23 protein-coding genes are annotated in these 26424 nt (G+C 68.5%); 17 read left to right on the top strand and 6 right to left on the bottom strand.

Annotated features, from left to right (window positions below):
- Positions 1–3: 3 nt before the first annotated feature.
- The 7 genes from ABWO17_RS06495 (at position 4) to pnp (ending at position 8981) form a co-directional block, all read left to right on the top strand.
- On the top strand, positions 4–255 hold the full coding sequence (locus ABWO17_RS06495; protein ID WP_353116813.1) for a YlxR family protein: 252 nt from the start codon (positions 4–6) through the stop codon (positions 253–255).
- Positions 252–3515, top strand: coding sequence for a translation initiation factor IF-2 (gene infB, locus ABWO17_RS06490; protein ID WP_353116811.1), 3264 nt, complete (start codon positions 252–254; stop codon positions 3513–3515). The genes ABWO17_RS06495 and infB overlap by 4 nt, the downstream gene beginning before the upstream one ends.
- A 123-nt stretch (positions 3516–3638) precedes the next feature.
- Positions 3639–3929, top strand: coding sequence for a DUF503 domain-containing protein (locus tag ABWO17_RS06485; protein WP_007526361.1), 291 nt, complete (start codon positions 3639–3641; stop codon positions 3927–3929).
- Positions 3930–4250: 321 nt separating this feature from the next.
- Positions 4251–5243, top strand: a complete 993-nt coding sequence (locus ABWO17_RS06480; protein ID WP_353116809.1) for a DHH family phosphoesterase — start codon at positions 4251–4253, stop codon at positions 5241–5243.
- Between the two features lie 5 nt (positions 5244–5248).
- Entirely contained in the window at positions 5249–6175 is a 927-nt protein-coding gene (gene truB / locus ABWO17_RS06475; protein ID WP_353116807.1) for a tRNA pseudouridine(55) synthase TruB, read from the top strand.
- A 22-nt stretch (positions 6176–6197) separates the two neighbouring features.
- The gene (gene rpsO, locus ABWO17_RS06470) at positions 6198–6467 is read left to right on the top strand and encodes a 30S ribosomal protein S15 (RefSeq protein ID WP_353116805.1); all 270 of its coding nucleotides are present in this window, start codon (positions 6198–6200) and stop codon (positions 6465–6467) included.
- A gap of 240 nt (positions 6468–6707) precedes the next feature.
- Positions 6708–8981, top strand: a complete 2274-nt coding sequence (pnp, locus tag ABWO17_RS06465; RefSeq protein WP_353116803.1) for a polyribonucleotide nucleotidyltransferase — start codon at positions 6708–6710, stop codon at positions 8979–8981.
- Between the two features lie 120 nt (positions 8982–9101).
- On the opposite strand, the gene ABWO17_RS06460 is transcribed toward pnp, so the two are convergent.
- The 4 genes from ABWO17_RS06460 to ABWO17_RS06445 form a co-directional block, all read right to left on the bottom strand.
- Positions 9102–10535, bottom strand: coding sequence for an iron-sulfur cluster carrier protein MrpORP (locus ABWO17_RS06460; protein WP_353116801.1), 1434 nt, complete (start codon positions 10533–10535; stop codon positions 9102–9104).
- Between the two features lie 2 nt (positions 10536–10537).
- Positions 10538–10936 carry a NifB/NifX family molybdenum-iron cluster-binding protein gene (locus ABWO17_RS06455; RefSeq protein ID WP_353116799.1) on the bottom strand — a complete coding sequence of 133 codons (399 nt, stop codon included), beginning with the start codon at positions 10934–10936 and terminating at the stop codon, positions 10538–10540.
- A 4-nt stretch (positions 10937–10940) separates the two neighbouring features.
- Positions 10941–11372, bottom strand: coding sequence for a NifB/NifX family molybdenum-iron cluster-binding protein (locus ABWO17_RS06450; RefSeq protein ID WP_353116797.1), 432 nt, complete (start codon positions 11370–11372; stop codon positions 10941–10943).
- A gap of 294 nt (positions 11373–11666) precedes the next feature.
- On the bottom strand, positions 11667–13145 hold the full coding sequence (locus tag ABWO17_RS06445) for a sigma-54 interaction domain-containing protein (RefSeq protein ID WP_353116795.1): 1479 nt from the start codon (positions 13143–13145) through the stop codon (positions 11667–11669).
- A 270-nt stretch (positions 13146–13415) separates the two neighbouring features.
- Here ABWO17_RS06445 and ABWO17_RS06440 point away from each other — a divergent pair, with 270 nt between their 5' ends.
- The 4 genes from ABWO17_RS06440 (at position 13416) to ABWO17_RS06425 (ending at position 16645) form a co-directional block, all read left to right on the top strand.
- Positions 13416–13781 (top strand): DUF5320 domain-containing protein, encoded by a 366-nt coding sequence (locus tag ABWO17_RS06440; protein ID WP_353116793.1) that lies wholly within the window; start codon positions 13416–13418, stop codon positions 13779–13781.
- An 82-nt stretch (positions 13782–13863) separates the two neighbouring features.
- Positions 13864–15063, top strand: coding sequence for a nucleotide-binding protein (locus ABWO17_RS06435; RefSeq protein WP_353116791.1), 1200 nt, complete (start codon positions 13864–13866; stop codon positions 15061–15063).
- Positions 15051–15974, top strand: coding sequence for an ATP-binding protein (locus ABWO17_RS06430; RefSeq protein WP_353116789.1), 924 nt, complete (start codon positions 15051–15053; stop codon positions 15972–15974). The genes ABWO17_RS06435 and ABWO17_RS06430 overlap by 13 nt, the downstream gene beginning before the upstream one ends.
- 407 nt (positions 15975–16381) lie before the next feature.
- Positions 16382–16645 carry a hypothetical protein gene (locus tag ABWO17_RS06425; RefSeq protein ID WP_353116787.1) on the top strand — a complete coding sequence of 88 codons (264 nt, stop codon included), beginning with the start codon at positions 16382–16384 and terminating at the stop codon, positions 16643–16645.
- Positions 16646–16798: 153 nt separating this feature from the next.
- Here ABWO17_RS06425 and selB read toward each other — a convergent pair whose 3' ends face one another.
- A complete protein-coding gene (gene selB / locus ABWO17_RS06420; protein WP_353116785.1) occupies positions 16799–18760 on the bottom strand; it encodes a selenocysteine-specific translation elongation factor in 1962 nt (653 codons plus the stop codon).
- A 356-nt stretch (positions 18761–19116) separates the two neighbouring features.
- On the opposite strand from selB, the gene ABWO17_RS06415 reads away from it, so the two are divergent.
- Positions 19117–19512, top strand: a complete 396-nt coding sequence (locus tag ABWO17_RS06415; protein ID WP_353116784.1) for a secondary thiamine-phosphate synthase enzyme YjbQ — start codon at positions 19117–19119, stop codon at positions 19510–19512.
- Between the two features lie 27 nt (positions 19513–19539).
- On the opposite strand, the gene ABWO17_RS06410 is transcribed toward ABWO17_RS06415, so the two are convergent.
- Positions 19540–20532: an NAD(P)H-dependent glycerol-3-phosphate dehydrogenase gene (locus ABWO17_RS06410; protein WP_353117479.1), complete on the bottom strand. Its 993-nt coding sequence runs from the start codon at positions 20530–20532 to the stop codon at positions 19540–19542.
- A gap of 429 nt (positions 20533–20961) precedes the next feature.
- Between ABWO17_RS06410 and ahbB the strand changes: the two genes are divergently transcribed.
- The 5 genes from ahbB to ABWO17_RS06385 all read left to right on the top strand — a co-directional run bounded on the left by ahbB (position 20962) and on the right by ABWO17_RS06385 (position 26216).
- Positions 20962–21462, top strand: a complete 501-nt coding sequence (gene ahbB / locus ABWO17_RS06405) for a siroheme decarboxylase subunit beta (RefSeq protein WP_353116782.1) — start codon at positions 20962–20964, stop codon at positions 21460–21462.
- A 424-nt stretch (positions 21463–21886) separates the two neighbouring features.
- Positions 21887–23164: a glutamate-1-semialdehyde 2,1-aminomutase gene (gene hemL, locus ABWO17_RS06400; RefSeq protein WP_353116780.1), complete on the top strand. Its 1278-nt coding sequence runs from the start codon at positions 21887–21889 to the stop codon at positions 23162–23164.
- Positions 23165–23401: 237 nt separating this feature from the next.
- Entirely contained in the window at positions 23402–24736 is a 1335-nt protein-coding gene (locus ABWO17_RS06395; protein ID WP_353116778.1) for a cobalt-precorrin 5A hydrolase, read from the top strand.
- Positions 24733–25524: a precorrin-3B C(17)-methyltransferase gene (gene cobJ, locus ABWO17_RS06390; protein WP_353116776.1), complete on the top strand. Its 792-nt coding sequence runs from the start codon at positions 24733–24735 to the stop codon at positions 25522–25524. The genes ABWO17_RS06395 and cobJ overlap by 4 nt, the downstream gene beginning before the upstream one ends.
- Positions 25525–25823: 299 nt before the next feature.
- The gene (locus ABWO17_RS06385) at positions 25824–26216 is read left to right on the top strand and encodes a cytochrome c3 family protein (protein WP_353116774.1); all 393 of its coding nucleotides are present in this window, start codon (positions 25824–25826) and stop codon (positions 26214–26216) included.
- Positions 26217–26424 lie beyond the last annotated feature (208 nt).

Raw genomic sequence — 26424 nt, 5'->3', positions numbered from 1 at the left:
CGGATGGATGACGCCATCCGCGGGAAGCACATACCATTACGCACCTGCGTCATATGCAGGCGCCGCTTTGCAAAGCGCGAGCTTCTGCGGTACGTCCCCCCGACGGACACCGCCGGGGCGGGGGTAAGCCCCGTTCCGGATGAAAGGCAGATACTGCCTGGACGCGGGTTCTACGTATGCGAAAGCCCCGAATGCCGGGAGCGATTCCGGAAGTTCGGAGGCTGGCGAAGGAAGCGCAAGGGGGTTCAGGAATGACCGACGACAAGACCAGGGTGAAGGACCTGTCCACGGAGCTGGGCGTGTCCACCAAAGATCTGCTCCACACGCTGCGTGATCTCGACATACCGGCCAAGAGCGTGATGACCACGCTCACCGCCGACGAGGTCACCCGCGTACGCGAACGCCATCAGGGCCAGACCGCCGAAGCGGGCGTTGACCGCAAGGTGGTGCAGCCCGGCGTCATCGTGCGCCGCAGACGCCGCGACGGCGAAGAGGGCGAAGCCCCCGCGCGTCGTGGTGCCGATGAGCGCGAAGCCGAGACCGCCGATGCCGGTGCCCCCGTGGCCGCCAGGGCCGAAGCGCCCGTGCCGCCCGCGCCGCCCGCGACTGACGAACGGCCCACCCGTGCCGCCCGCGCCGAAGCCCCCGCGGCGCCCGAGGCACGTGCTGCCGCGCCCGCCGCGCGCATCATTCGCCGCCACGACGAGCCCGCACCGGTCGCAGAGGCACCGGCAGAGCCCGTGCAGGCTGCCCCGGCACCCCAGGCTGCGCCCGTGGCCGCCGGACCCGTTGGAGCGGACAAGCCCGCCGAAGCCACGGCAGAAGCCGCCCCGGCAGCCTCCGTGCCCACCGGGGCAGACAAGGCCGCCGAGCCCAAGGCCGAAAAGCCCGCCGCTCCCAACGCGCGCATCATCCGCCCGGCCCGGCCCGATGCTTCGGCCATGCCCGACGCCACCCCCCAGCCGTCCATCCTGCCCCCCGTGGCAGCCGACGCCGCCCCGCGCGGTGAAGGCGTGGACGGCGACGAGGACGACGCCGACGGCAACCGCCGCAGGAAAAAGAAGCGCACGCCCGACGTGCCCGGGCCGCAGGTCCGCGTCATTTCCCGTCCCGATCCTTCGGCCCCTGCGCCGCGCCCGTACCCGCCGCGTGAAGGCGGCCAGGGTGATCGCCCCGCCTACGGCGACCGGCAGGGCTACCAGCCCCGCTCCGGCGGCCCCGGCGGCCCCGGTGGCGACCGTCCCGCTTACGGTGGTGACCGGCAGGGGTATGCCCCCCGTCCTGGTGGCCCCGGCGGTCCCGGTGGCGACAGGCCCGGTTACGCTCCCCGTCCCGGTGGTCCCGGCGGCGACAGGCCCGGCTATGCGCCCCGCCCCGGTGGTCCCGGTGGCGATCGGCCCGGCTATGGCCCCCGCCCCGGTGGTCCTGGCGGCCCCGGCGGCCCCGGCGGCTACCGTCCGGGTGGTCCCGGCGGTCCTCGTCCCGGTGGGCCTGGTGGCCCCGGCTACGGTCCCCGCCCGGCGGGTCCCGGTGGCCCGGGTGCGCCCGGCGCCGGCCAGCCCCCGGCTGGCGGCGACGAAGGCCAGAGCAAGAAGAAGCGCCTGAAGGGCCGCCGCACGGTGGACTTCCAGGCCGGTGCCGACCGCGCTCCGCGTGGCCGCGAGGACGACGATTTCCCGCGTGGCGGTTCCCGCCGCGGCAAGGGGCGCAAGGGCCGCGACATGAAGCCCGCCACCGCCACCCAGCCGCTGAAGGCCGCCAAGCGCAAGATCAAGGTCGAGGAAGCCATCCGCGTGGCCGACATGGCCCACCAGATGGGTCTGAAGTCCACCGAAATCATCAAGGTGCTGTTCGGTCTCGGCGTCATGGCGACCATCAACCAGTCGCTGGACATCGAAACCGCCACCCTGGTGGCCTCGGAATTCGGCTACGAAGTGGAAAAGGTGGGCTTCTCGGAAGACGACTACCTGATCCCCAAGGAAGAAGACGCGCCCGAAACCTTGCAGCATCGGCCGCCCGTGGTCACCATCATGGGCCACGTCGACCACGGCAAGACCTCGCTGCTCGACGCCATCCGCAAGACCAACGTTACCATGGGCGAAGCGGGCGGCATCACCCAGCACATCGGCGCGTACCACGTGACCACCAAGAAGGGTGAGATCGTGTTCCTTGACACGCCCGGCCACGAAGCGTTCACCGCCATGCGTGCCCGTGGCGCGCAGGTGACCGACATCGTCGTGCTCGTGGTGGCCGCCGACGACGGCGTCATGGAGCAGACCCGCGAAGCGGTGAACCACTCCAAGGCCGCTGGCGTGCCCATCATGGTCGCCGTCAACAAGATGGACAAGGAAGGCGCCAACCCCGACCGCGTGCAGCGCGAACTGTCGGAGCTGGGCCTGGTGTCCGAAGCCTGGGGCGGCGATACCGTGTTCAGCCATGTGTCGGCCAAGACCCGCCAGGGCCTTGACGAACTGCTGGAACTGCTGGCCTTGCAGGCCGAAATCCTTGAGCTGAAGGCCAACCCCGACAAGCCCGCCCGTGGCCACATCGTGGAAGCCAAGCTGGACAAGGGCCGTGGCCCCGTGGCCACCGTACTGATCCAGGAAGGCACCCTGCGCCAGGGCGACACCTTCGTGTGCGGCGTGTTCAGCGGCCGCGTGCGCGCCATGTTCAACGACCAGGGCAAGAAGGTAAAGGAAGCCGGCCCCGCCATGCCGGTGGAAGTGCAGGGCTTCGAGGGCGTGCCCGAAGCGGGCGAGGAATTCGTGTGCGTGACGGACGAAAAGCTCGCCCGCCGCATCGCGGAAACCCGCGCCGTGAAGCAGCGCGAAAAGGAACTGGCCCGCGAATCCAAGGTTACCCTGGAAACGTTCCTGTCCCGCCGCGTCGACGACCAGGAAGCCTTGGTGCTCAACCTTGTCGTCAAGGCCGACGTGCAGGGCTCGCTGGAAGCCATTTCCGAAGCGCTGCGCAAGCTCAGCACCGAAAAGGTACGCATCAACATCATCCATGGCGGTGCCGGGGCCATCTCCGAATCCGACATCCTGCTGGCATCGGCCTCCGACGCCATCATCATCGGCTTCAACGTCCGTCCGACCGCCAAGGTCAAGGACATCGCCGAGCAGGAGAACGTGGACATCCGCTTCTACGACATCATCTACAAGCTTGTGGATGAAGTGAAGAATGCCATGGAAGGCATGCTCGCCCCGGTGCAGCGCGAAGTGTACCTGGGTCAGGTGGAAGTGCGGCAGACCTTCAGCGTGCCCAAGGTGGGCACCATCGCGGGCTGCCATGTTGCCGACGGCAAGATCACCCGCAACGCAGGGGTTCGCCTGCTGCGCGACGGCGTGGTGGTCTACACCGGCAAGATCACGTCCCTCAAGCGCTTCAAGGACGACATGAAGGAAGTCATGAAGGGCTACGAATGCGGTGTTGGCCTTGAAAACTTCAACGACATCAAGATAGGCGACATCATCGAAGCCTTCGAGATGGTCGAAGAAGCCGCCACGCTGTAAGGATAGACAGACCACGAATGCCTTCGGCGGGCAGGGGGCGCAAGCCTCCTGCCCTGCCGATTTACCGGCGCGGGATTTGCCCGCAGGATTTGTCAACGATGCGCCACGCGGCGCGGCACCCCCATGATCATCGGCGTGCTCACGGTGGAATTCGAGTTGCACGGCAACGATTCCCTGAAAGGGAAGCGGCGCATCGCCAGCAGCCTGAAGACGAAGGTCCGCAACACCTTCAACGTGTCCATCGCCGAGGTGCGCAACCAGGATTCCCTGACCCGGCTGTCGCTGGCCGTGGTTTCGGTAAGCAACAGCGAGCGGCACCTGCAAAGTCGGCTCGACAAGTGCCTGGCCATGATGGAAGCGGTGTGCCCCGAAGAGATGGTGTATAGCGACATAGAATTTTTCGCCGCCGAATAGGCGCGACGGGCCCTTCGCCTGCTGGCTGCGTCAAACGTCGCCACCCGGATCGGTCACGTACCAAAGAGTACGTTCCCTCCCGGCTGTCTTGTTTTCCTTGCCAGCAAACGAAAATCCCGCCGCGCTAAAGACAGGTGCCCCCGCTGGGGCAACGTCGCCCCCCCTTTGAAAAGTTTGGGGGGGAGGGGGCCGGGGAGGGAGACCCTTTCACGCTCTGCGGACGCCCTCCGTAATGTTCGCGCAAGCGCTTACATGACGGCTGCCGCAAAAGGTCCCCTCCCCGGCTCTTCCCCTGAAAACGCCCCCCGCAGGAACCCCACCATGACAGATACCGCAGCAAGCATCGCAGCCATCCTCCGTGCAGAGGACGACATCCTTGTGGCCAGCCACGCCAACCCGGACGGCGACGCCGTGGGGTCCATGGCGGCGGTGGCGCACATGTTGCGCGCGCTTGGCAAGCGGTTCCGGCTGTACAACACCAGCGGGGTGCCGCAGCAGTATGGCTGGGTGGACATGGGCGGCCCGGTTGCCCGCACCTGGGCGGAACTGGAAGGCTTCACCCCGCGCCTGGCGGTGATTCTGGACTGCGGCGACGCGCACCGCGTGGGCGGCGACCTGCAGGGAAGGTTGCCGGAACTGCGCAGCGTGAACATCGACCATCACCTCGGCAATCCCATGTTCGGCACGGTGGGCAACTGGGTGGAGCCGCACCTGGCGGCCACCTGCCAGATGGCGGGCATGCTGGCACGCGAACTGGGCGTGCCGCTTTCCGGCCCGCTGGGCGAGGCGGTGTACCTTGGCATCTGCACGGACACCGGCAACTTCTGCTACGGCAGCACCAGCGGCGAACTGCTGGAACTGGCGGCGGAAATCGTGCGGCTGGGGCTTGCGCCCGGCCTGTTCCACGACCGGCTGGAAAACAACTGGTCCATCGGCCGCATGCGGCTGTGGGGCGCGTTGATGCAGGGCATAGAACTGCACTGCGGCGGCGCGGTGGCGGTGTCAGTGATCACCGACGACATGTTCGCGCTGCACGGGGCCGACAAGGACGATCTGGAAGGCTACGCCTCTCAATTGCGGCGCCTTGCCGGGGTGCGGGTATCGCTGATGGTGCGCGGCGACGGCGCGGGCCGCAGCAAGATCAGCCTGCGCTCCAGTGGCACCGATGATGTGCGCGTGGTGGCGGCGTCCTTCGGCGGCGGCGGCCACCGCAATGCCGCCGGGGCGGAACTGGACATGCAGCCGCACGAGGCCGCGCGGGCCGTGCTGGCGGCCATTCCCGCGCAGCTTGCACCCTGCGGCAAAGAGGCATAAGGTATATGGCTGTCCTGCCAGAGCAGCAGCATGGCCTTCTGGTGCTGAACAAGCCCCAGGGCCCCACCTCGGCCCAGTGCATCGCCAGGGTGAAGCGGCTTGGCCAGAAAAAGATCGGACACGCGGGCACCCTCGACCCCATGGCGAGGGGGGTGCTCCTTGTGCTGTTGGGGCACGCCACAAAGATTTCCGGCCACCTGATGGCCGACGGCGAAAAGGTGTACCTTGGCACCCTTCGCCTTGGTACCACCACCGACACGTGGGACGCGGAAGGCAGCGTGACGGCCACCGCCCCGTACGACCACGTGACCCCGGACGACATCCGGCGCGAGGTGGAAAACTGGCTGGGCAGCACCGAACAGGAAGTGCCGCCTTACTCCGCCGCCAAGCACCAGGGGCAGCCCCTTTACAAGCTGTCCCGTGCCGGGCGCGAGACGCCGGTAAAGACGAAGACCGTCGAAATTTCGCGGGCACAGGTCGTATCGTGCGACCTGCCGTCCGCGACCTTCCGGGTAACGTGCAGTTCCGGCACCTACATACGGTCCCTGGCCCACAGCTTGGGGATGCGTTTAGGGTGCGGCGCCATGCTTACGGAACTGACCCGGGAGTACAGTCACCCGTTCGGTATTGACGAGGCGCACGAGCTTGATGCCGTGCTCGCCGAGCCCGAGCGGTTGCCGGAGCGGGTCATACCCGTCACGCGTGCCCTGCCCCACTGGCCCAAGCTGCGCATCAGCGCGGCGCAGGAAGCCGGGGTGCGCAACGGAATGACCGTGCCGTACATTCCCGAAGCCATGGCGGAACTGCCATTCGCGGAAGGATTGAAGGCCATCATGCTCGCTCCGGACGACACGCCCGTGGCCCTGGCCGAGACGCGCATCGTGAACGCGCAGCCGGTCTGGACCGTGCTTCGGGGACTGTGGAGCCAGTAACATCCACCTGGAGGATACAGCTGTGGTCATGGACGTCGATCAGAAGAAGAGCATCATTGATGTGCACGCCAAGCACGAAGGCGACACCGGTTCGCCCGAAGTGCAGGTTGCGCTGCTCACCGCCCGCATCGAACAGCTCACCGGGCACTTCAAGGCTCACAAGAAGGACTTTCACTCGCGCACCGGCCTGCTGAAGATGGTCGGTCAGCGTCGCAAGCTCCTCAAGTACCTGAAGGCCAAGGACGTTCAGCGCTACCGTGCGCTGATCGAAAAGCTGGGCCTCAGAAAGTAATCCGCCATCGGCGGGGTTCGCCGTCGCGTGACGGCGGGCCCCGCGCGATGCGCATGGGCGCCGAGTCGCCCCCAACACGCAGCGTGAAGGGGGGTCCGGGAAGAGTGCCATGCGGCAGCCGATACGCTGGCGCCGGACAAGCCATGACGGCAATCCGTCACGCCAGGTCCGCACGTCAAGTCCGCACGCCATGGTCTTCTCCCCGGAATCCCCTTCGCTGAACCGAAGAGGAATGCAACAATGCAGAGCGTTTTCAACGCTACCCGCGTCTCCGCCATGGTCGGCGGAAAAGAAATCATCCTTGAGACCGGCCGTCTCGCCAATCAGGCGCACGGCGCGGTCTGGGTGCAGTGCGGCGGCACCGTGGTGCTGGTCACCGCGTGCACCCAGCCCATGGAACGCGACATGGGCTTTTTCCCGCTGACCGTGGACTATTCCGAAAAGATGTACGCCGCTGGCCGCATCCCCGGCAGCTTCTTCCGCCGCGAAATCGGCCGCCCCAGCGAACGCGAAACCCTGGTCTCGCGCCTCATCGACCGCCCGGTGCGCCCGCTGTTCACCAAGGGCTTCCGCGATGAAGTGCAGATTCTCGCCAACGTCATCTCCGCCGACCAGGAAAACGACAGCGACGTGCTGGCCCTTACCGGTGCCTCCGCCGCGCTGTCCATTTCGCCCATTCCCTTCGAAGGCCCGGTGGCGGGCGCGCGCATCGGCCGTGTGAACGGCGAATTCGTGCTGAACCCCACCCTGAAGGAAATGGAAGGCAGCGATCTCGCCATCGTCATCGCCGCCTCGCGCGACTCCGTGGTGATGGTGGAAGGCGAAGCCCAGTTCGTGCCCGAAGACGTCATCGTGGCCGCCCTGGAATGGGCCCACAAGGAAATCCAGCCCCTCATCGACGCCCAGCTCAAGCTGGTGGAACTGGTGGGCAAGGCCAAGATGGCCGTGACTCCCCCGGTGGAAAACACCGAGCTGAAGGCCCGCGTGGACGAACTGGCCACCACCGAACTGGACGCCGCCCTGCGCATCCCCGAAAAGATGGCCCGCAAGGACGCCCGCAAGGCCGTGAAGCAAAAAGTGCTCGAAGCCCTGCTGGCCGATCCGGCCCTGGCCGAGAACGCCAACCTTGGCCGCGAAGTGGGCGACATGCTGAGCGCCCTGGAAAAGGTGCTGGTGCGCCGCCGCATCCTGAAGGAAGGCACCCGCATCGACGGTCGCGACACCAAGACCGTGCGCCCCATCCTCATCGAAGCGGGCCTCCTGCCCCGCGCCCACGGTTCCGCCCTGTTCGCGCGCGGCGAAACCAAGTCGCTGGTGGTGGCCACCCTTGGCAGCTCCACCGACAGCCAGCGCATGGATTCGCTGGTGGGCGACGTGACCAAGAAATTCATGCTGCACTACAACTTCCCCGCCTACTCGGTGGGCGAAGTGAAGATGTCGCGCGTGTCCCGCCGCGAAATCGGCCACGGCGCCCTTGCCGAAAAGGCGCTGAAGCCGGTGCTGCCCGTTGACGATTCCTTCCCCTTCACCCTGCGCGTGGTGGCGGAAACCATGGAATCCAACGGCTCCTCGTCCATGGCCGCAGTGTGCGGCGGCAGCCTTTCGCTGATGGACGCGGGCGTGCCCGTCACCGCCCCGGTGGCCGGCGTGGCCATGGGCCTGATCAAGGAAGAAGGCGAGTACCTGGTGCTCACCGACATCCTTGGCGATGAAGACGCCCTCGGCGACATGGACTTCAAGATCGCGGGCACTGCCGAAGGCATCACCGCCGTCCAGATGGACATCAAGATCACCGGCCTGCCCACCGAAGTCATGGCCCGCGCCATGACCCAGGCCCGCGAAGCGCGCCTGCACATCCTGGCCGAAATGGCCAAGGTGCTGGAAGCCCCCCGCACGGAACTGTCCAAGTACGCGCCGCAGCATGCCGAGGTGTTCGTCAACCCCGACGTCATCCGCATCATCATCGGCCCCGGCGGCAAGAACATCAAGGCCATCACCGCTGCCACCGGCGCGTCCATCGACATCGAGGACAGCGGCAAGGTCTCCATCTTCGCGCCCACCTTCGAAGCCATGGAAATGGCCCGCGAAATGGTGCAGTACTACGACCAGCGCGCGGACCTGGGCAAGAACTACGTGGGCAAGGTGCGCAAGGTGCTGGAAATCGGCGCCATCGTCGAAATCCTGCCCAACCTCGAAGCCCTGGTGCACATCTCGCAGCTGGACACCAACCGCGTGGAACAGGCTGGCGACGTGGCGCGCCTTGGCGAAGACATGACCGTGAAGGTCATCGAGATCAACGGCGACCGCATCCGCGCCAGCCGCAAGGCCGTGCTGCTGGAAGAACAGGGCATCGAATGGAACCCCGAAGACACCGCCCGCCCCTCCGGCCCGCCGCGTGATCGCGGTGACCGTGGCGATCGCGGTGGCCGTGGCGACCGTGGCGGCGACCGCCGTGGCGGCGATCGCGGTGGCCGTGGCGGCGACCGTGGTGGCCGTGGTGGCGACCGCCGCTAGGCGAGCCGCAACACAGCAGAGCGCAATACAGACGGGCGCGGGGATATCCCCGCGCCCGTTTTCATTGCCGTGCCGCCCGCCCTGGCAGGGGGAACGCCCGCACGGCCCGGCGGCCTGACATCAGTGGTCGCACGTATTCGCGCCAAGCTCCAGACTGTTGCCGAACCACGCCGCCACAAGGTCTGCCGGATCTGCGGCGGAAGCGCCCACCAGCACCTGTACGCCGCGCTCCTCCAGCAACTGGCGGGCCCGTGCGCCCATGCCCCCGGCGATGACCAGCCGGGTTCCCGTGTCCGCGATCCATGCGGGCAGCACACCCGGCTCGTGGGGCGGAGGCGTCAGCAGTTCCTGCCCCGTCACGGTGCCGCTGCCGGGGTCCACGGTCAGCACGGCAAACTGCTCGCAATGGCCGAAGTGCTGGCACAGCTTGCCTGCCGCCAGCGGAATGGCGATTTTCATGTCCGATATCCCTTGCGGCGCATGGCCGCCGTTGTCGTTGGCCCCATTTCCCGCAGTTTCCACAGTTTCCACAGTTTTCGCAGTCGCTGCTGTTTCCGCCGCAGTTGCCCGCACAAGCGGGCACACCCCCACGGCGGCTCGCACCACCGGACCGAAGGCCCGGATCACCGGATGCTCCGGTTCCTGCCCGGCTACCGGCTCCCCGTCCAGCAGGCTGCGTCCGGCATCACCGGCACTGGTCAGGTCGGGGTGCAGGGGAATGCTGCCCAGGAACGGCACGCCGGTCTCACGCGCCAGTTGCTCGCCGCCCCCAGGGGGAAACAGCGGGGTCAGTTCGCCGCATTTCGGGCACACGTAGCCGCCCATGTTCTCGACGATGCCCAGGATGGGGTTGCCGATCTGACGGCAGAACCCCACGGATCGCCGCACGTCGTCCACGGCCACGCCCTGCGGCGTGGTGACGATGACCGCATGCGCGTCCTCTCCCAGCAGTTGCAGCACCGAAAGCGGCTCGTCCCCGGTGCCGGGCGGGCAGTCGACAACCAGCACGTCCAGATCGCCCCAGCGCACGTCCACCAGAAACTGGCGCACCATGCCCATCTTCACCGGGCCGCGCCAGATTACCGGCACTTCCGGGTCGGGCAGAAAGAACCCCAGCGACATCACCCGCAGGTTCGGCCCCGCGCTCACCGGGGCCATCCAGCCTTCGCCCGCCACGGGCCTGGCCCGGCCAAGCCCCAGCATGCGCGGCACGCTGGGACCGTGCACGTCCACATCCAGCAGGCCCACCTTGCGCCCGGTGCGGGCAAGCCCCACGGCAAGGTTCACGGCCACGGTGCTCTTGCCCACGCCCCCCTTGCCGCTCAGCACCACCAGCTTGGCACCTACCCGCCCGGCCATGCGTACCGGGGTTTCGGTACCGTCGCCCAGCCCGGTGGCATCATGCCCGGCATGCCCGTCCCGACCACCATGGTCGCCGTGCCCGCCGCAGCCCGATCCGGTGCAGCCGCCGGTGGCCTCGACGTGTTGTTCGCCGCCGCAACCGGCCCCGCCGCAGCCGCAACGCTGCTCCTGTTCGTGGGTGTCCGTATCCATGGTTACCAGTGCCCTTCCCGGTCCGGCTCCGCCGCCGGGGCCAGGTTGCCGTCCGCCATGGCCCGCAGGGCCTGGCGCGCGGTGGCGTGCGTTGAAAGATAGATGGCGATGCCGCCCCGGCGCAGTGCGGTGAAGGCCTTGGGTCCCACATGACCGGTAATCACGGCCTGTGCCCCGGCATCGGCAGCGGCCTGCGCGGCCTGAATGCCCGCGCCCTGGGCCAGGGACATGTTGGAGGCCGCATCCAGCCTGCGCACCACCCCGGTGACCGTATCGCACAGCAGATAGCCCTGCGCGCGCCCGAAGCGCGGGTCCAGACGGGCATCGAGAAGGGCGTCGCCCCCCGCCGCGCCGGGCGGAGTGCCCGGTGCTGCGTCCTGCACGGTGATGAGAACCTGCATGCTGTCATTCTCCTGCGTTGCGACGCCGCCGCCGAAAGCAGACCGCGTCCGTTGTGTTGCACGTACCGCCGCGCCGTGGCCCGTTACCCCAGCCCGGAAGCGGGCGGCATCCGGGCATGGCAAGTGCGTCCGGCCTGCCCCGGACAAGGGCGGACAGCACGTCCGCCTCGCTGCCCGATAGCCACGGCAGGACGGCGATCCCGGCCATCTCCACGGCGCTCTGCCAGCAGGGGCGGATGCCCCCGCACACCAGCAGGGAAACCCCATGGCGCGACAGAACGTTGATGAGCGGCGCGGGTCCGCCATCCGGCACGGGGAGGACGGTCCGTTCCGCCGGAACGCCGCCGGTCATGCGCACGCAGCGCAGTTCGGCGGCCGTTTCCAGCAGCGTGGCAAGGCGATCCTCGAAGCAGGCAAGGCAGACATGGGCATTCATGGTGTCCCCACGGCGCGGCGGTCGTGCCCCCATCAAGCATGCATGATGCCATTCAAGAATATGCTGCAATCACAGCGTTTTGCCAGAAAGGGGCATCTCGGAACCTTCGCAACCAACCCACGCCATAGGCGCAAAACACGCCCGCAACGAAAAAACGGGCGCATTACACGCCCGTTGCCCTTCTGCGGCGGCAGGACAGCATTCCGCCATCCGCCCCGTCACGGCATATCACCACATGGTGCCGCAGCAGGGTCCGGGCATTTCCCCGGCCCGGCTCCTTCCGCCGCCTGCTGCTCAGTCCGCCCCGCCGCCCTTCAGGATGCGCCGCAGGGTATCCTTGGAAATGTCCAACTCGCGACAGGCAGCCATGACCCGCCCGCCATGCCGCCGCAGGGCCTCGCGCGCCGCGTTCAGTTTGGCGGCGGCCATGGTGCGCGGACTGCTTGTCACGGCCTGGGCGGGTGTGGGTCGGGCAGGCACGGTCTGGGCGGACGTGGTCCATCCCGGCCCCGCCGCAACCGCCGCCACCAGCCCCGCAGGGTCCGCAGTCCCCGCAGGGCCCGCAGTCCCCGCAGTCCCGCCCGGCTGCCCTACAGGCTGGCAAACGGGCGGGGTCTGCGCCCCCAGCAGGTATTCCGGCAAGTGTTCCAGTTGGATGAACCCGCGCGGGCACAGGATGAACGCATACTCGACGATGTTCTCCATCTCGCGCACGTTGCCGGGAAAGGGGTAGCGCAGCAGCAGGTGCAGCACGTCCTCGGACACGCCCTCGATCTCCTTGCCGCTCAGCAGGTTGCGCTGCGCCACGAAGTGATCGAGCAGCAGGGGGATGTCTTCCGGCCGTTCGCGCAGGGCGGGCAGGCGCACCATGACCACGTTGAGCCGGTAGAACAGGTCGCTGCGGAATCCCCCCTCGCCCGCCATGCGTTCCAGGTCGCGGTTGGTGGCGGCGATGACCCGCGCAGGCGCAGCCTGGGGGCGTACCCCGCCCAGCGGCTCGTACACCTTCTCCTGCAGCACCCGCAGCAGTTTCACCTGCAATGGCAGGGGCATGTCGCCTATTTCGTCCAGAAAGATGGTGCCGTCGTCCGCCAGGGCAAAGCGCCCCGGCTTGTCGCGCCGCGCGTCGGTGAACGCCCCGGCCTTGTAGCCAAACAGTTCCGATTCCAGCAGGTGTTCCGGCAGCGCCCCGCAGTTCACCCCCACGAAGGGCCTGCCCCGCCGGGGGCTGAGGTTGTGGATGGCGCGCGCGAACAGTTCCTTGCCGGTGCCCGATTCGCCCAGCACCAGCACAGGCGCGTCGCTGGCCGCCACCTGCGGCAGGATGCCCAGCAGGCGGATCATGGCCGCGCTGCGGGTGACGATGTCCTCCACCGTGTGCTGGCCGTCCAGTTGCTTGCGCATCAGGTGCAGCGCGGAAAGGTCGCGAAAGGTCTCCACCCCGCCAATCAGCCTGCCGCGCCGGTCACGCAGGGGCGCGCCGCTGATGCTCACGGGCACCTTGCGGCCATCCGGACGCAGGATGAACACCGAGCGGTTGCCCAGTTGCGTATCCTGTTCGATGCAGGCCCGCAGCACGCAGGCCCCGTCGCAGATGCTGGAATGGAACACGTCGCGGCAGCGCCTGCCCAGGGCCTCGTGCGGGGGCACCCCGGTGATCTCCGCCGCAGCCCGGTTGAACGAGGTGATGCGCCAGTCGAGGTCCACGGTGAACACGCCGTCGGCCACGCTTTCCATGATGGTCTCGCAGGATATGTCACGCGGCAGGGCCATGGTCCGCTCCTTTTCCCGACTGGGTGGCGTCTTGGCGGCGTCTGGGGGGGGCTGGGGGGGCATCTGGTGGGGCAACGCCGGAATGGCGGCGCGCAAGGTAAGCAAGCACTCGCATATCATGTGGGCGCGTTTTGCGCCTGCTTTTTCTCCGCACGATTCCGGGCCCTCCTAATTACCCGGCATCATTGGCGGGCACGGGCTGGAACGGTTCGTGCTCACAGGCTGGTGTGGCCGCGTGGCCACTGTTTCACCTGCAACCAGGAGGCGCATATGCCAGGCATGAACGGAACAGGCCCCATGGGGCACGGCCCCGGAACCGGACGCGGCATGGGCCGCTGCGGGGCGACACGGGCGCAGCGCGGGCAGGCAGGCCCGCCCATGGCCGACGGCGACAAGGCGGAAGATTCCGCCCTGGCCGAGCTTGCCGCAAACCTCGGCAACGTGCTCGACACGGCGCGGGACGCCATCGACGCCCTGCGCCTGGGTAACGGTCCCGGCTACGGTCCCGGCTACGGCAGGGGCTTCGGCAGGGGCGCCGGTCAGGGTAGGGGGCTGGGTAGAGGGCAAGGCCGGCGTGCCGGATCCGGTGGCGGGCGCGGCCCGGCCAATCCGCCAGCCACCGGCAACGACCAGTGACCGCCCCCTGCAATCGGACAGGCCGCCCGGGAAACGCCGTCCCCGGCGGCCTGCATGTACTCGTCACGGCGACGGAGGCCGCATGAAACTGGCCATTGCCAGCGGCAAGGGGGGCACGGGCAAGACCACCGTGGCCGTGAACCTTGCCGCGCTGCTTGCCGCGCGGGGCCACCACGTGGCGCTTGCCGACTGCGACGTGGAGGAGCCCAACGCGCACCTGTTCCTGCCCGTGGAATGGAAAACGCGCGAACAATGCACCCTGCCCGTGCCCAGGGTGAACGAAACCCTGTGCCTTGGCGGGGCATGCCGCCGCTGCGTGGATGCCTGCCGCTTCAAGGCGCTGGCGTTCATGGGTGATGCGGTTCTGGACTTTCCGGACCTGTGCCATGGCTGCGGCCTGTGCGCGCTGGTCTGCCCCACGGGCGCCATGACCTCCACCACGCGCCTGGTGGGCGAGGTGCGCGGCGGCATCGCCAGCATCCGGCCAGCCATGGGCAACGGCGCCGACACGGTGAAAAGGGACACCGCGCACCCCGGCGCAGTGCCTGTCCTGCGCTTTCGCGACGGGGTGCTGCGCATCGGCGAGGCCATGGCCACCCCGCTGATCAAGGCGGTGAAGGACGTGCCGCCCCCGGTCGTGCCACCCTCCGGGGCACCAGTCGGGGCACCAGGCGGGCCTGCCGCACGGGACGGGGCCGCGCAGGCGCCGTGCGTCTTCGTCATCCGCGACTGCCCGCCGGGCGTCGCCTGCGCCGCCATCAACGCCGTGCACGACGCCGATCTGCTCCTGCTGGTGGCCGAGCCATCGCCCTTCGGGCTGCACGACCTGCGTCTGGCCGTGAACCTTGCGCGACATCTGCGCCTGCCCCATGCCGTTGTGCTGAACCGGGCCGGAATGGGGAGTGCGATGGACTTGCCCGGCGCCCCACCGGCGGCGGGCGACCCCGTGCGGGACCCCGTCAGGGATTGGACCGCGCGCGAAGGCGTACCCCTGCTGGGCGTCATCCCCTTCAGCCGCGCCGCCGCGGAATGCGGGGCCACGGGCAGCCTGATGCACGACGCCGCCCCGGAGGTCCACGCGGCCTATGCCGGGCTGGCGGATGCGCTGGAGGCCATGGCCAGGGGGGCGGACGAACCGCGCCGACCATGGGACGGCATGGGGCTTGCCGCAGTGGCCAGTCCGGTAGAGACAGGCAGTCCGGTCAAGATGGCCGATCCGACAGGAAAGGCCGATGCGGCCGGAGACATCACGAGCGAGAAGGAGCGGACATGCGGCAGATAGTGGTCATCAGCGGCAAGGGAGGCACGGGCAAGACCAGCGTCACGGCGGCGTTGGCGGCCGTGGCCCACGCGGATGCCGCCCCGGCGATGGTCGCGCGGAAAGACGGGCCGCACCCGCCCGCGCTGGTGCTGGCCGACTGCGACGTGGATGCATCGGACCTGCACCTGCTGCTGGCCCCCGTGGTGCGCGAGCGGCACGATTTTCACAGCGGCGTGCTGGCCCGCATCAACGCCGACCTCTGCATCCGCTGCGGCACCTGCACCGCTGCCTGCCACTATGGCGCCCTGGATGCGCCGCCACGGGTGACGCGCGAGATGTGCGAAGGCTGCGGCGCCTGTGCCCATGTCTGCCCCGAAGGGGCCGTGGCGCTGGACGAGCGGCACTGCGGCGAATGGTACGTTTCCGACACCCGCTTCGGCCCCATGGTGCATGCGGCACTCGGCATCGGCGAGGAAAATTCCGGCAAGCTGGTCAGCACGGTGCGCACCCGCGCCCGCGAAATCGCCGAATCGCTGGGCGCGGACACCGTGCTCATCGACGGTTCGCCGGGGGTGGGCTGTCCGGTCATCGCCTCGCTGGCCGGGGCGGATACGGCCCTGCTGGTGACGGAACCCACGGTATCGGCCCTGCACGACCTGGAACGGGTGCACGCCCTGACCCTCCATTTCGGCGTGCGCGCAGCCGTACTGCTGAACAAGGCGGACATCCACACCGGCATGGCCCGCCACATCGAAACATTCTGCGCCGACCACGCGCTGCCGCTGCTCGGCAGCCTGCCCCATTCGCCGGTATTCATGGCCGCGCAGTTCGCCGGACTTTCCGTGCCGGAATTCGCGCCCCATGCCGAAGGCGCCCTGTTCCGCGCGGTGTGGAGCAGGCTGCACGCCCTTGCGGACGCCCCCGGCGATTGACCGCGTTCGCCCGCCCGGCCAGGCCAGCCGGGCGGGCAGAACCCGGCAGCAAACCGCCGGACCGCGCACCCGGCTGCGCCGCGCACACCACCATCGTGCGAAATGGCACACCTCGATACCTTGCCCGCGACCGGCAGTGGCGACACCCGTCGTGCGCCGGTCACGGGGCGGTCGTGCCATCTTGCCGAATCCCCTCGACATGACATGAAAAGCGACGGCGCATGCATCTGGCGGCAGGTTTTTTCTTTCCCCGCGCCGTAGTTGCGATTGACAGAAAATGCGCGGCGGCGCTATATAACTGTCTACAATTTTCTAAAGATATTCGCGACCTGCGCACAGGAAGAATGACCCAGCACGTCATCGCCGGGGGGGCCTGCCAGCGGGAACCGGGCACAGCGAGGTCCGTGATGCATGACCATGTCGAACATCTGCTGAAACGGCACCAGGACGCCATGGAACGCCACGAGCGCACCATGCGCGAAGCCGAACGCAAACGCCGCATCGAGGAAGAGCGTCTGGAGCAGGCCTACACGGCCTTGCGCCAGCGTCTTGCTGCCCAGCCCGACCCCGACGCCGGGGATGTGGTGCTGCCGCCACCGCCCGGCATGGCCGGTCCCTCGCAGGGCACCCTTGGTGGCCTGCTGGGCAGCCTGCGCGCGCTGCTGTTCTGAGTTTTCGCCATCAAAGTGGCAAAACGCCGCCACCGGAATCAACCGGTGGCGGCGTTTTTTCATACCGCACAGAAGGCTGCCACCCGCATGCCCGTCATGCTGCAAAGCGGTGCAGACCGTGTTTTTCAAACATGCACCAGAAGCGGGTGGGGGCTACCGCCCCCGCAACTGCCGCTTGTCCCCCACGCGCATGGTCACGCGCTCCTTGTCGAAGTATTCCAGCAGCGGAATCACGTACTTGCGCGAAAGGCCGCCCGAAAGTTCCTTGAAGCCCGCCGGGTCCAGGTCGTCGTGGGTGTCGAACCACGCGGCCACGCGGGCCTTCAGGTCCGCCACCACCGGGCCGGGAAAGTACAGCCCGTCCTTCACCTTCACCAGTTCCCCGGCGTCCTGCAACAGCTTGAACACCGCCGCCGCTTCCTTGAATTCCAGCCCCAGCGGTTCCAGCACATCCTTCACGTTGGGCGGACTGCTGCCCCCTTCCGCGTAGGCGGTGCGGATTTTGGCGCGCAACCCCTCCTGGTCCGACGCCAGCGATACCTTGTGCCCCGGCAGGCGCAGCACGTCGCCCTCGGCCACCAGTTCACCCGCCTTCAGCAGCCGCTCGATGATGAAGTGCACCAGCTTGGGGTGCAGCCCCCGGCCCCACCCGGCGGACAGCGCCCCGCGCGCCATGCCCGGCTTCAGCGGTTCGCGGGCGTGGTATTCCGCCGCACGGGTCAGGCAGCCCGCCGCAAGACGGCGCACCGTTTCCGCATCCACGTAGGCGCGCTCGTCCCGGTCGAAGCAGAACACCTGCCCCTTGGCGCCCAAGGCTTGCAGGGCCTTGTCCAGCCGCTTGGATTCCAGGTTGGTCAGCACCGAAAGCTGGGCAAACCGCGCCCCGGCGGAACCGGCCAGCCGCAGCAGGGACTGGGTGGCCGTTTCCTGCGTGGCGGCGTCGCCCGTGTCATGCGCACCGGGCACATCGGGCAGCCCCTCCAGCAGGGCCAGCCTGTCGGCAAATTCGGCGTCCTTGCGGCGCAGGTCCAGCCCCAGCGGATGCAGCACCGCGCCCCCGGCCACCGTGCGCAACGGCGAGAACGAACGCACCACGCAGCGGTCGCCCGCCACGCCCACCATGGGCTCGGTAAAGCGTACCTCGCACAGGGCGGTTTCTCCGGGGGCCAGCTTGTCCCGGTCGGGGAAGTACAGCCGCGCCAGCACCTCGCGCGCGCCGTGGTGAAAGTGCACCTCGGTGCGGTTCTTCAGCGGCGTGGGCGCGGACGACAGGCAGGTCAGCCGGGTCATCCAGCGCAGGGACGGAAACAGCGTGCCGGGGTGGGCCAGCACGTCACCGCGCTGCACCTCTTCCACGTCCAGTCCCAGCACGTTGACGGCGGTGCGCCGCCCGGCAGGGGCCACGTCCACCGGGCCGCCATGGCTTTGCAGGCTGCGCACCTTGGTTTGCGCGCCGCCGGGGTACAGCACCACCTCGTCGCCCACCTTCACGCTGCCGGACACCATGGTGCCGGTAACCACCGTGCCGTGCCCCTTCATGGTGAACACGCGGTCCACGGGCAGCCGGAACAGGTCGCTGCGGCGCACCGGGCGCAGTTCGCGCTCCAGCATGGCCAGATGCTCGCGCAGTGCATCCAGTCCCTGCCCGGTGGTCGACGACACCGGAAAGATGGGCGCCCCCTCAAGAAACGTCCCGGCCAGGAACCCGGCCACGTCTTCCTGCGCCAGGTCCAGCCATTCCGGGTCCACCATGTCCACCTTGGTCAGGGCCACCAGCCCGTGCCGGATGCCCAGCAGCGAGCAGATTTCCAGATGCTCGCGGGTCTGGGGCATCACCCCTTCGTCCGCCGCAATGACCAGCATGACGAAGTCGATGCCCGAGGCCCCGGCCACCATGTTCTTGACGAAGCGCTCGTGCCCCGGCACGTCCACGATGCCCAGCCGCCCGACTTCAGCCCCGGCGCCCGGCAGGTCGCAGAACGCAAAGCCGAGCTCGATGGTGATGCCCCTTCGCTTTTCCTCTTCCAGCCGGTCGCAGTCGATGCCGGTCAGCGCGCGGACCAGCGAGGTCTTGCCGTGGTCGATATGTCCTGCGGTGCCCATGACGACAGGCATGCGTGTACTCCCGGGTGGTAACGCCCCGGCAGGCAGTTCTTGTACGCCTGCGGTGGGCGGGTGATGCCGGAGATTTCTCTTGCGCCTCCGGCGGGCAAGGGGCTTCGCCCCCTGCACCCCCCTTCAATGTTCCTGGTGGAATGAAGTACGCAGGGCTACAGGGGAACAGCGCGGACACGGGCAGGCAGACACGGGGACACCCCCCGGCATGAACCTCACTTGCCTCGCATCGTCATGTGGTTGTAGGCAAAAAGCAGCACGGACTCAAGCTGGCAGGACGGCAAGCACACCCGCAACACGCCGTGTGCACTGACGAAACAGCGAAAACGCGTCCATATTCCCCCAAAGGAGACCCCATGGAAACGCTGTCCCTGCGCACCACCGCGCGCGAACAATTGCTGGATGTGACCGAAGAACTTCAGGAACTGGTAACCCGCAAGTGCTGGACCAACGGCGCGCTGGTGCTGTTCTGCCCGCACACCACCGGCGCGGTGACCGTGAACGAGGCCGCCGACCCGGACGTTGCCCGCGACATTGCCGTGAACATGGGCACCATCGTTCCCCGGCGCGGCGACTACCGCCACGCCGAAGGCAACAGCGACGCGCACATCAAGACCAGCCTGTTCGGACCGTCCCTGCTGCTCATCGTGGATGGCGGGCGGCTGCGCCTTGGCACATGGCAGGGGGTGTACTTCTGCGAATTCGACGGCCCGCGCGACAGGAGGCTGTGGGTGCAGTGGCTGCCGGGGTAGACAAGACGAACGGGACAGCCGGGCCGCTTACTCTTCCTTCAGCTCCCGCGTCATCAACTCGCGCACCGCGTCGTGCGGGTTGGCGCCGTCGTGCAGTACGCTGTACATGGCGTCGGTGATGGGCATGGCCACGCCCATGGCGGCGGCAAGGTCGTGCACGGCCTCCGTGGTCTTCACCCCTTCGGCCACCATGCGCATCTCGGTGACAATGTCGGCCAGCGCCCGCCCCTCGGCAAGGCGCAGCCCCACCTGCCGGTTGCGCGAAAGGTCGCCGGTGCAGGTCAGCACCAGATCGCCAAGCCCGGAAAGCCCCATGAAGGTGGATGCCCGCGCGCCCAGCGCCTCGCCCAGGCGGGACATTTCCGCCAGCCCGCGCGTGATCAGCCCGGCCCGCGCGTTGCTGCCGAAGCCGAGGCCGTCGGACAGCCCGGCGGCAATGGCGATGACGTTCTTCACCGCGCCGCCAAGCTCCACCCCGCGCACATCGGTGCTGGAATAGGTGCGGAAGCCGGGGGTGGAAAACACCTCGCGCAGCCGCGCCCCAAGGTCCGCGTCCGTGCAGCCCAGCACCACGGCGGTGGGCAGGTTGCGCACCACCTCCGCCGCGAAGGACGGCCCGGAAAGCACCGCATAGCGCGGGTCCAGCCCGTCCAGTTCCTCCGCCACCATCTCGGCGATGGTGCGCATGCTGCCCGTCTCCACGCCCTTGCTGGCGCTGACGAACACCACCTCGCGCGCCAGCAGGGGCCGCAACCCGCGCAACACCCCGCGCACCTGCTGGCAGGGCACCACGGAAAGCACCACCTCCGCGCCGTCCAGCGCCTCATCGGCGGCCACGTGCGCACGTACGCCGGGATGCAGGGCCAGCCCCGCCAGATAGCGCGGGTTTTCGTGCCGGGTGTTGATGGCCTGCGCCACATCGGCGTCGCGCAGCAGCAGGCGCGCATCGTAGCCCTTGCCCGCCAGCAGGTGGGCCAGGGCCGTGCCCCAGCTGCCGCCCCCGATGATGGCGATGCGCATGGCGTTGCTGGTCATGTCGTATACTCCGTGGCCGCAAGCGGCCCATGGTGTTTCAGATGTGCCTGATGTGCCTGATGTGCCTGATGTGTCATGCCAGTCGATCTTGCCAGCATGCCAATGGTCCGAAAGGATATGGCAAAGCGCGGCGCGCCACAAGGCAGGCGCGCCGCGACCTCATACGGCACCCCGGTGACAGGCGGATGACGGACGGGGATGCACCCTGCCCGGACCGGTACCCCGCGCCGCCCGCTGCCTCGCTGTCCGGTCACCCCTGGGCGCGGCGCGCAGCCAGCGCCGCCCTGCGCCATCCCTTACCCCGCGCCCCAGTCCCTGCGCATACCTGTCCCCCCTCACCCCGCCTGCGGGTTGCGTCGTCGGATGGGACGGGGTATCAGCGTGTGTCGAACCGCAACCGCACGAGGACCCCGCATGAGCCGTCCCGACGACACCGCGCCCCGATTCACCGAAACCGAGCGCCGCATCCTGGCCATCGTGCAGAAGAACCTGCCCGACAGCGCCACCCCGTACGCAGACATCGCCGCCGCCGTGGGCACCGACGAGGCCACCGTGCTCGACCTGCTGCGCCGCATGAAGGAAGACGGTTCCATCCGCCGCTTCGGCGCCAGCATCAAGCACCAGCGCGCCGGATGGACCCACAACGCCATGGTAGCCTGGCGCGTCACCGAACAGCAGGCCGAAGAAGCGGGCAAGCAGGCCGCCGAACACCCGCTGATCTCGCACGCCTACTACCGGCCCTCGTCCGCGCCCGACTGGCCGTACGAACTGTACACCATGATCCATGGCCGCCACGCCACGGAACACCTGGAAGTCATCGAACAGCTGCGCCGCGAAACCGTGCTCGACGAGTATGCCGTGCTCGAATCGCTGCGCGAGCTGAAAAAGACCTCCATGGTCTATTTTCCGGAATAGGCGCGCTACCGGAAGACGCGCCCCCTGCGCCGCGCCTTTCAGGCACCCATTTTTTCATCCGGAAACTGCCTTTCTTCCTTATACCCGCGACGGTCTTCCGTCGCGGGTGGCTGGTGCGGACGCGATGCGAGGAATTACGGGTTTTGTCCGCCGGGCAAGGCGGATCGGCATTTTTGAGCGCAGATCGGCAGCCGTTAGGTGAGCGCAACGCGCGAATCTTACGGATGGCGAAAGCAACGCTGTACTCTTGTACGTGAGCATCAAAAATGCCGAGCCAACGCCGCCCGGCGACAAAATACGGATTCCGTCGGCAACGCGTTCGCGCTACCCCCAGGCCGCCACCACCCGGCCCCGCCAACGCCGAAACATACCCGCCCCGCGCGGGTTTTTGCCGGAACCTCACGCACGCCACGGAGAACGCAGCATGGACCATCGCTCCAAGGAACTTTTCGAACGCGCCCAGCACCTCATCCCCGGCGGGGTCAACAGCCCCGTGCGCGCCTGTCTGGGCGTGGACAGCGACCCCCTGTTCGTGGCCAACGCCAAGGGCAGCCAGCTGACCACCGTGGACGGCGAAACCTTTGTCGACTACGTGCAGTCCTGGGGTCCCATGCTGCTCGGCCACGCCCACCCCGTGGTGGCCAGCGCCATCCACGCCGCCGTGGACCGGGGCACCAGCTACGGCGCCCCCTGCGAGGACGAGGTGGTCCTGGCCGAAGCCGTCATCGACGCCCTGCCCGCCGTGGAAATGGTGCGCATGGTCAATTCCGGCACAGAGGCCACCATGAGCGCCCTGCGCCTTGCGCGCGGCGTCACCGGTCGCAACAAGGTGGTCAAGTTCGTGGGCTGTTACCACGGCCATGCCGACGCCTTTCTGGCCAGCGCCGGATCGGGAGTGGCCACCCTGTCCATTCCCGGCACCCCCGGCGTGCCCGAGGCCACGGTGCGCGACACCCTGCTGGCCCCCTACAACGACCTGACCGCCGTGGCCGAACTGTTCGCCCTGCACGGCAAGGACATCGCCGCCATCATCGTGGAACCGGTGGCGGGCAACATGGGCCTGGTCCTGCCGGTGGACGGCTTTCTGCAGGGCCTGCGCGACCTGTGCACCGAACACGGCGCGCTGCTGATCTTCGACGAGGTGATCACCGGCTTTCGCGTGAATTACGGCGGGGCACAGAAGCGCTTCGGCATCACGCCCGACCTGACCACCCTCGGCAAGATCATCGGCGGCGGCCTGCCCGTGGGCGCGTACGGTGGCCGGGCCGACCTGATGCGCCGCATCGCCCCCTGCGGCGAGGTGTACCAGGCGGGCACCCTGTCCGGTAACCCGCTGGCCATGGCGGCGGGCATCGCCACCCTGACGGAACTGAAGAAGTCCGACTACGACGCGCTGGAAGCCCGCGTGGCCGCGTTGGCGGCAGAACTGCAAGCCATTCTGGCGGGCAAGGGCGTGCCGGTGCGGGTGAACACCATCGCCTCCATGTTCACGGTGTTCTTCACCGACCAGCCCGTCACCGATTTCGCCAGCGCCAAGACCGCCAACGCGGCCCTGTACACCAGCTATTACAAGCAGATGCGCGACAAGGGCATCTACCTTGCGCCGTCGCCGTTCGAGGCGGCCATGGTCTCGTTCGCCCATACCGACGCGGACTTCGCCGCGCTGCTGGACGCCGCCAGGGCCATTACCCTTACGGCGTAACGCACCACGCGCCGGAGCCCTGTTCCGGGCCATTGCAACGACCACGGGGGCGGATGCCGGTACGGCCCCGCCCCCGCCCGCGTTGCGGCGTCGCACCCGATGCGCCCCAACGCGCCCCAACGCTCACCGACATGTCCGGAGTGTCGGAAGCGTCCAGACGCATCCGGACGACCCGAGCTACCCGGCAGCACCCGGCGCATCCCGAAAGCGCAGCCCCGGACACCACGCAACCCCGTCATGATCGCCATGTCCCACACGCCCCCACATCCACCCGCGCCTCCCATGGCCGTGTACGCGCTGACTCCCGGCGGGGCCGCGCTGGCGCGGCGCATTGCCGCAACGCTGGGCGGGGTGCTGTACCTGCCGGAACGGCTGTGCGGGCCTGATATGGATGGGACGGGCGCGGACGGGGCCGACGGGGCCGACGGGGGCGTGACGGATGCAGGGGCGGACGGCGCATCGGGTATATCGGGCACGGTGGCCATCCACCCCTTCGCCTCGCTGGCGGAACTGGTGGCGCGCACCTTCCGCCTGCATCCCGGCCATGTCTTCGTGGCGGCCACGGGCATCGTGGTGCGCTGCATCGCCCCGCATATCGCATCAAAGACGCAGGATCCCTGCGTGGTGGCCTGCGACCAGCGCGGGGCCTTTGCCATCAGCCTGTTGTCCGGGCATCTGGGCGGCGGCAATGACCTGGCCCGGCAAGTGGCCGCCGTCACCGGGGGCGTGCCGGTCATCACCACCGCCACGGACACCGAGGGGTTGCCCTCGTTCGACCTGCTGGCCGCGCGGGCCGGGCTGGCCATGGCCGACATCGCCATGGTCCGCCACGTGGGCGGCGCGCTGCTGGCCGGGGAACCGGTGTGGATCTGCGACCCCGGCAACCGGTTGGGGCTGCACGCCGCATGCGTCTCGGCTGCCGAAGCAGGGGCGGACCACACCGGCGCGCACGGCGCTCCGGGGGCATCCGGCGACGGGCCTGACGGACTTCCCCACCCCGCGCACCTTTTCCGGTTCGTCGCTGACCCCGCCGACCTTCCGCCCGATGTCCCGTCGGTGCTGGTCACTCCGCACGATCACCTGGCCGCGCCGCGCCGCCTGGTGCTGCACCCGCGCGTGCTGCACGTGGGCACGGGCTGCAAGCGCGGGGTGGGTGGCGGCATCATCGAAGCCCGCATCCGCGAGGCGCTGGCCGCCGCCCATCTTGCCCCGGCGTCCATCGTTGCGCTGGCTTCCGTGAGCATCAAGGCCGACGAACCGGGCCTGCACCACGCCGCCGCCGCGCTGGGCGCGGAACTGCGCTTTTTCGACGCGGCCAGCCTGGCCGCCGTGCCCGTGCCGCACCCGTCCCCCAAGGCCGCAGAGGTGCTGGGCGTGGCGGAGGTGGGCGTGGCCGAGGCCGCCGCCCTGCTGTCTGCCCGGCAGGCAAGCGATGCCGCCGTCCTGCTGACGCCCAAGTCCGCCGGGCTGGGCGTCACCGTGGCCGTGGCCGCTCCGGACTACGCCCCCTGCGCACTTGCGGCATGTTCTGCAACCTCCCCAACCCTTCCCGCTGGCGAGACCACACCATGACCATCGCCCCCCTGCGCGTCATCGGGCTCGGCCCCGGCGACGCCGCCCTGCTCACCCCGCAGGCCCGCGCCGCCATTGCCGCGTCCGACTGCATCGTCGGCTACACCCTGTACGTGGAACTGGTGCCGCAAGAGCTGCGCCATGGCCGCGAGGTGCTGGCCACCGGCATGATGGCCGAAATGGAACGCTGCAACGCCGCCATCGACGCCGCTCTGGCGGGCCGGGTCACCTGCGTGGTCTGCTCCGGCGACCCCGGCGTGTACGCCATGGCCGGGCTGGTGTTCGAGCTGCTGGACCAGCGCGGCCTTGCCCGCCTTGCCCACGCGGTGGAGGTGGTGCCCGGCGTGCCCGCCCTGTGCGGGGCCGCCGCCCTGCTGGGCGCGCCGCTGATGCACGACTTTGCCTCGGTAAGCCTGAGCGACCTGCTGACCCCGTGGCCGGTCATCGAACGCCGCCTGGACGCCGCCCTAGGGGCCGATTTCGTGGTGGTGATCTACAACCCCCGCTCGCGCCGCCGGGCCGACCACCTGGAAAAGGCCCTGGCCATCGCCGCCCGCCACCGGGGGCCGGATACCCCCATCGGCCTGGTGCGCCAGGCCTACCGGCCCGACCAGCAGATATCGGTCACGCCCCTTGCCGCCTTCGACCCGGCAACCGTGGACATGCTGTCCATCGTCATCATCGGCAACGCGGCCACCACCATGGTGGGGGGACGCATGGTCACCCCGCGCGGATACATGGACAAGTACGCCCCCGACGGCACCCGCAAGCGGGGCGACGGCGAATAGTCATCCGGCGGCCCGTCCGCCTGCAAACGCTCCCGCCTGCCCATCACCCCCGGATAATGCCACAATCAGGGGACAGGCCCGCGTCACGGCATCACCCGCCGCCTTCGCGCTTTCTAATGGACGCCCGCGCCACCTTGTGCCGCACGGCACACGCGGCGCCTTCGGAATGGGGCAGCGATTTCCCCTAACCCACCAGAGTTCGCCGCATTTTCCCGGCCCGTCTTGACACCGTGAACGCGACCTACTACCATGGCGCTTGGGAAATCCTTAACATGCCTTGTGAAGGAGGTATTTCTGTGATGAAGAAGATGTTCCTCACTGGTGTGCTCGCGCTGGCCGTTGCCTTCGCCATGCCCGCCCTTGCCGCCGCCCCGAAGGCCCCCGCCGACGGTCTGAAGATGGACAAGACCAAGCAGCCCGTGGTCTTCAACCACTCGACCCACAAGGCCCTGAAGTGTGGCGAATGTCACCACCCGGTCAACGGCAAGGAAGACTACCAGAAGTGCTCCACCGCCGGTTGCCACGACAGCATGGACAAGAAGGACAAGTCCGCCAAGGGCTACTACCACGCCATGCATGACAAGGGCACCAAGTTCAAGACCTGCGTGGCCTGTCACACCGAAACCGCTGGCGCCGACGCCGCCAAGAAAAAGGAACTGACGGGCTGCAAGGGCTCGAAGTGCCACAGCTAGGCACTGCCGTCATTCTTCCGGCTTCGTGGGCCGTCCCTTCGGGGGCGGCCCTTTGCGTTTCCGGGTCGCGCGGGGCGGACCGCACTCTGGTGGCAGTGGCGGGGCGCCGCCATGTGGCATGCCGCACGCGCTTGCGCCATGCCCGCTCCTGTGTGTAGTATTGATGCCTTGAAACACGCAAAGCATCCGCCGCTTCAGGGCGGCACTT

This window comes from Nitratidesulfovibrio sp. (assembly GCF_040373385.1).
In the GTDB taxonomy this organism is placed as follows: Bacteria; Desulfobacterota; Desulfovibrionia; order Desulfovibrionales; family Desulfovibrionaceae; genus Cupidesulfovibrio.
The sequence above is the reverse complement of the archived record's forward strand: the minus strand, read 5'-3'. Positions and strand labels throughout refer to the sequence as shown.

Bases quoted from the DNA above. Each gene is read 5' to 3' on its own strand.
- ABWO17_RS06495 (WP_353116813.1), top strand. From the start codon at position 4: ATGGATGACGCCATCCGCGGGAAGCACATACCATTACGCACCTGCGTC.
- infB (WP_353116811.1), top strand. From the start codon at position 252: ATGACCGACGACAAGACCAGGGTGAAGGACCTGTCCACGGAGCTGGGC.
- ABWO17_RS06485 (WP_007526361.1), top strand. From the start codon at position 3,639: ATGATCATCGGCGTGCTCACGGTGGAATTCGAGTTGCACGGCAACGAT.
- ABWO17_RS06480 (WP_353116809.1), top strand. From the start codon at position 4,251: ATGACAGATACCGCAGCAAGCATCGCAGCCATCCTCCGTGCAGAGGAC.
- truB (WP_353116807.1), top strand. From the start codon at position 5,249: ATGGCTGTCCTGCCAGAGCAGCAGCATGGCCTTCTGGTGCTGAACAAG.
- pnp (WP_353116803.1), top strand. From the start codon at position 6,708: ATGCAGAGCGTTTTCAACGCTACCCGCGTCTCCGCCATGGTCGGCGGA.
- ABWO17_RS06460 (WP_353116801.1), bottom strand. From the start codon at position 10,535: ATGGATACGGACACCCACGAACAGGAGCAGCGTTGCGGCTGCGGCGGG.
- ABWO17_RS06455 (WP_353116799.1), bottom strand. From the start codon at position 10,936: ATGCAGGTTCTCATCACCGTGCAGGACGCAGCACCGGGCACTCCGCCC.
- ABWO17_RS06450 (WP_353116797.1), bottom strand. From the start codon at position 11,372: ATGAATGCCCATGTCTGCCTTGCCTGCTTCGAGGATCGCCTTGCCACG.
- ABWO17_RS06445 (WP_353116795.1), bottom strand. From the start codon at position 13,145: ATGGCCCTGCCGCGTGACATATCCTGCGAGACCATCATGGAAAGCGTG.
- ABWO17_RS06440 (WP_353116793.1), top strand. From the start codon at position 13,416: ATGCCAGGCATGAACGGAACAGGCCCCATGGGGCACGGCCCCGGAACC.
- ABWO17_RS06435 (WP_353116791.1), top strand. From the start codon at position 13,864: ATGAAACTGGCCATTGCCAGCGGCAAGGGGGGCACGGGCAAGACCACC.
- ABWO17_RS06430 (WP_353116789.1), top strand. From the start codon at position 15,051: ATGCGGCAGATAGTGGTCATCAGCGGCAAGGGAGGCACGGGCAAGACC.
- ABWO17_RS06425 (WP_353116787.1), top strand. From the start codon at position 16,382: ATGCATGACCATGTCGAACATCTGCTGAAACGGCACCAGGACGCCATG.
- selB (WP_353116785.1), bottom strand. From the start codon at position 18,760: ATGCCTGTCGTCATGGGCACCGCAGGACATATCGACCACGGCAAGACC.
- ABWO17_RS06415 (WP_353116784.1), top strand. From the start codon at position 19,117: ATGGAAACGCTGTCCCTGCGCACCACCGCGCGCGAACAATTGCTGGAT.
- ABWO17_RS06410 (WP_353117479.1), bottom strand. From the start codon at position 20,532: ATGCGCATCGCCATCATCGGGGGCGGCAGCTGGGGCACGGCCCTGGCC.
- ahbB (WP_353116782.1), top strand. From the start codon at position 20,962: ATGAGCCGTCCCGACGACACCGCGCCCCGATTCACCGAAACCGAGCGC.
- hemL (WP_353116780.1), top strand. From the start codon at position 21,887: ATGGACCATCGCTCCAAGGAACTTTTCGAACGCGCCCAGCACCTCATC.
- ABWO17_RS06395 (WP_353116778.1), top strand. From the start codon at position 23,402: ATGATCGCCATGTCCCACACGCCCCCACATCCACCCGCGCCTCCCATG.
- cobJ (WP_353116776.1), top strand. From the start codon at position 24,733: ATGACCATCGCCCCCCTGCGCGTCATCGGGCTCGGCCCCGGCGACGCC.
- ABWO17_RS06385 (WP_353116774.1), top strand. From the start codon at position 25,824: ATGAAGAAGATGTTCCTCACTGGTGTGCTCGCGCTGGCCGTTGCCTTC.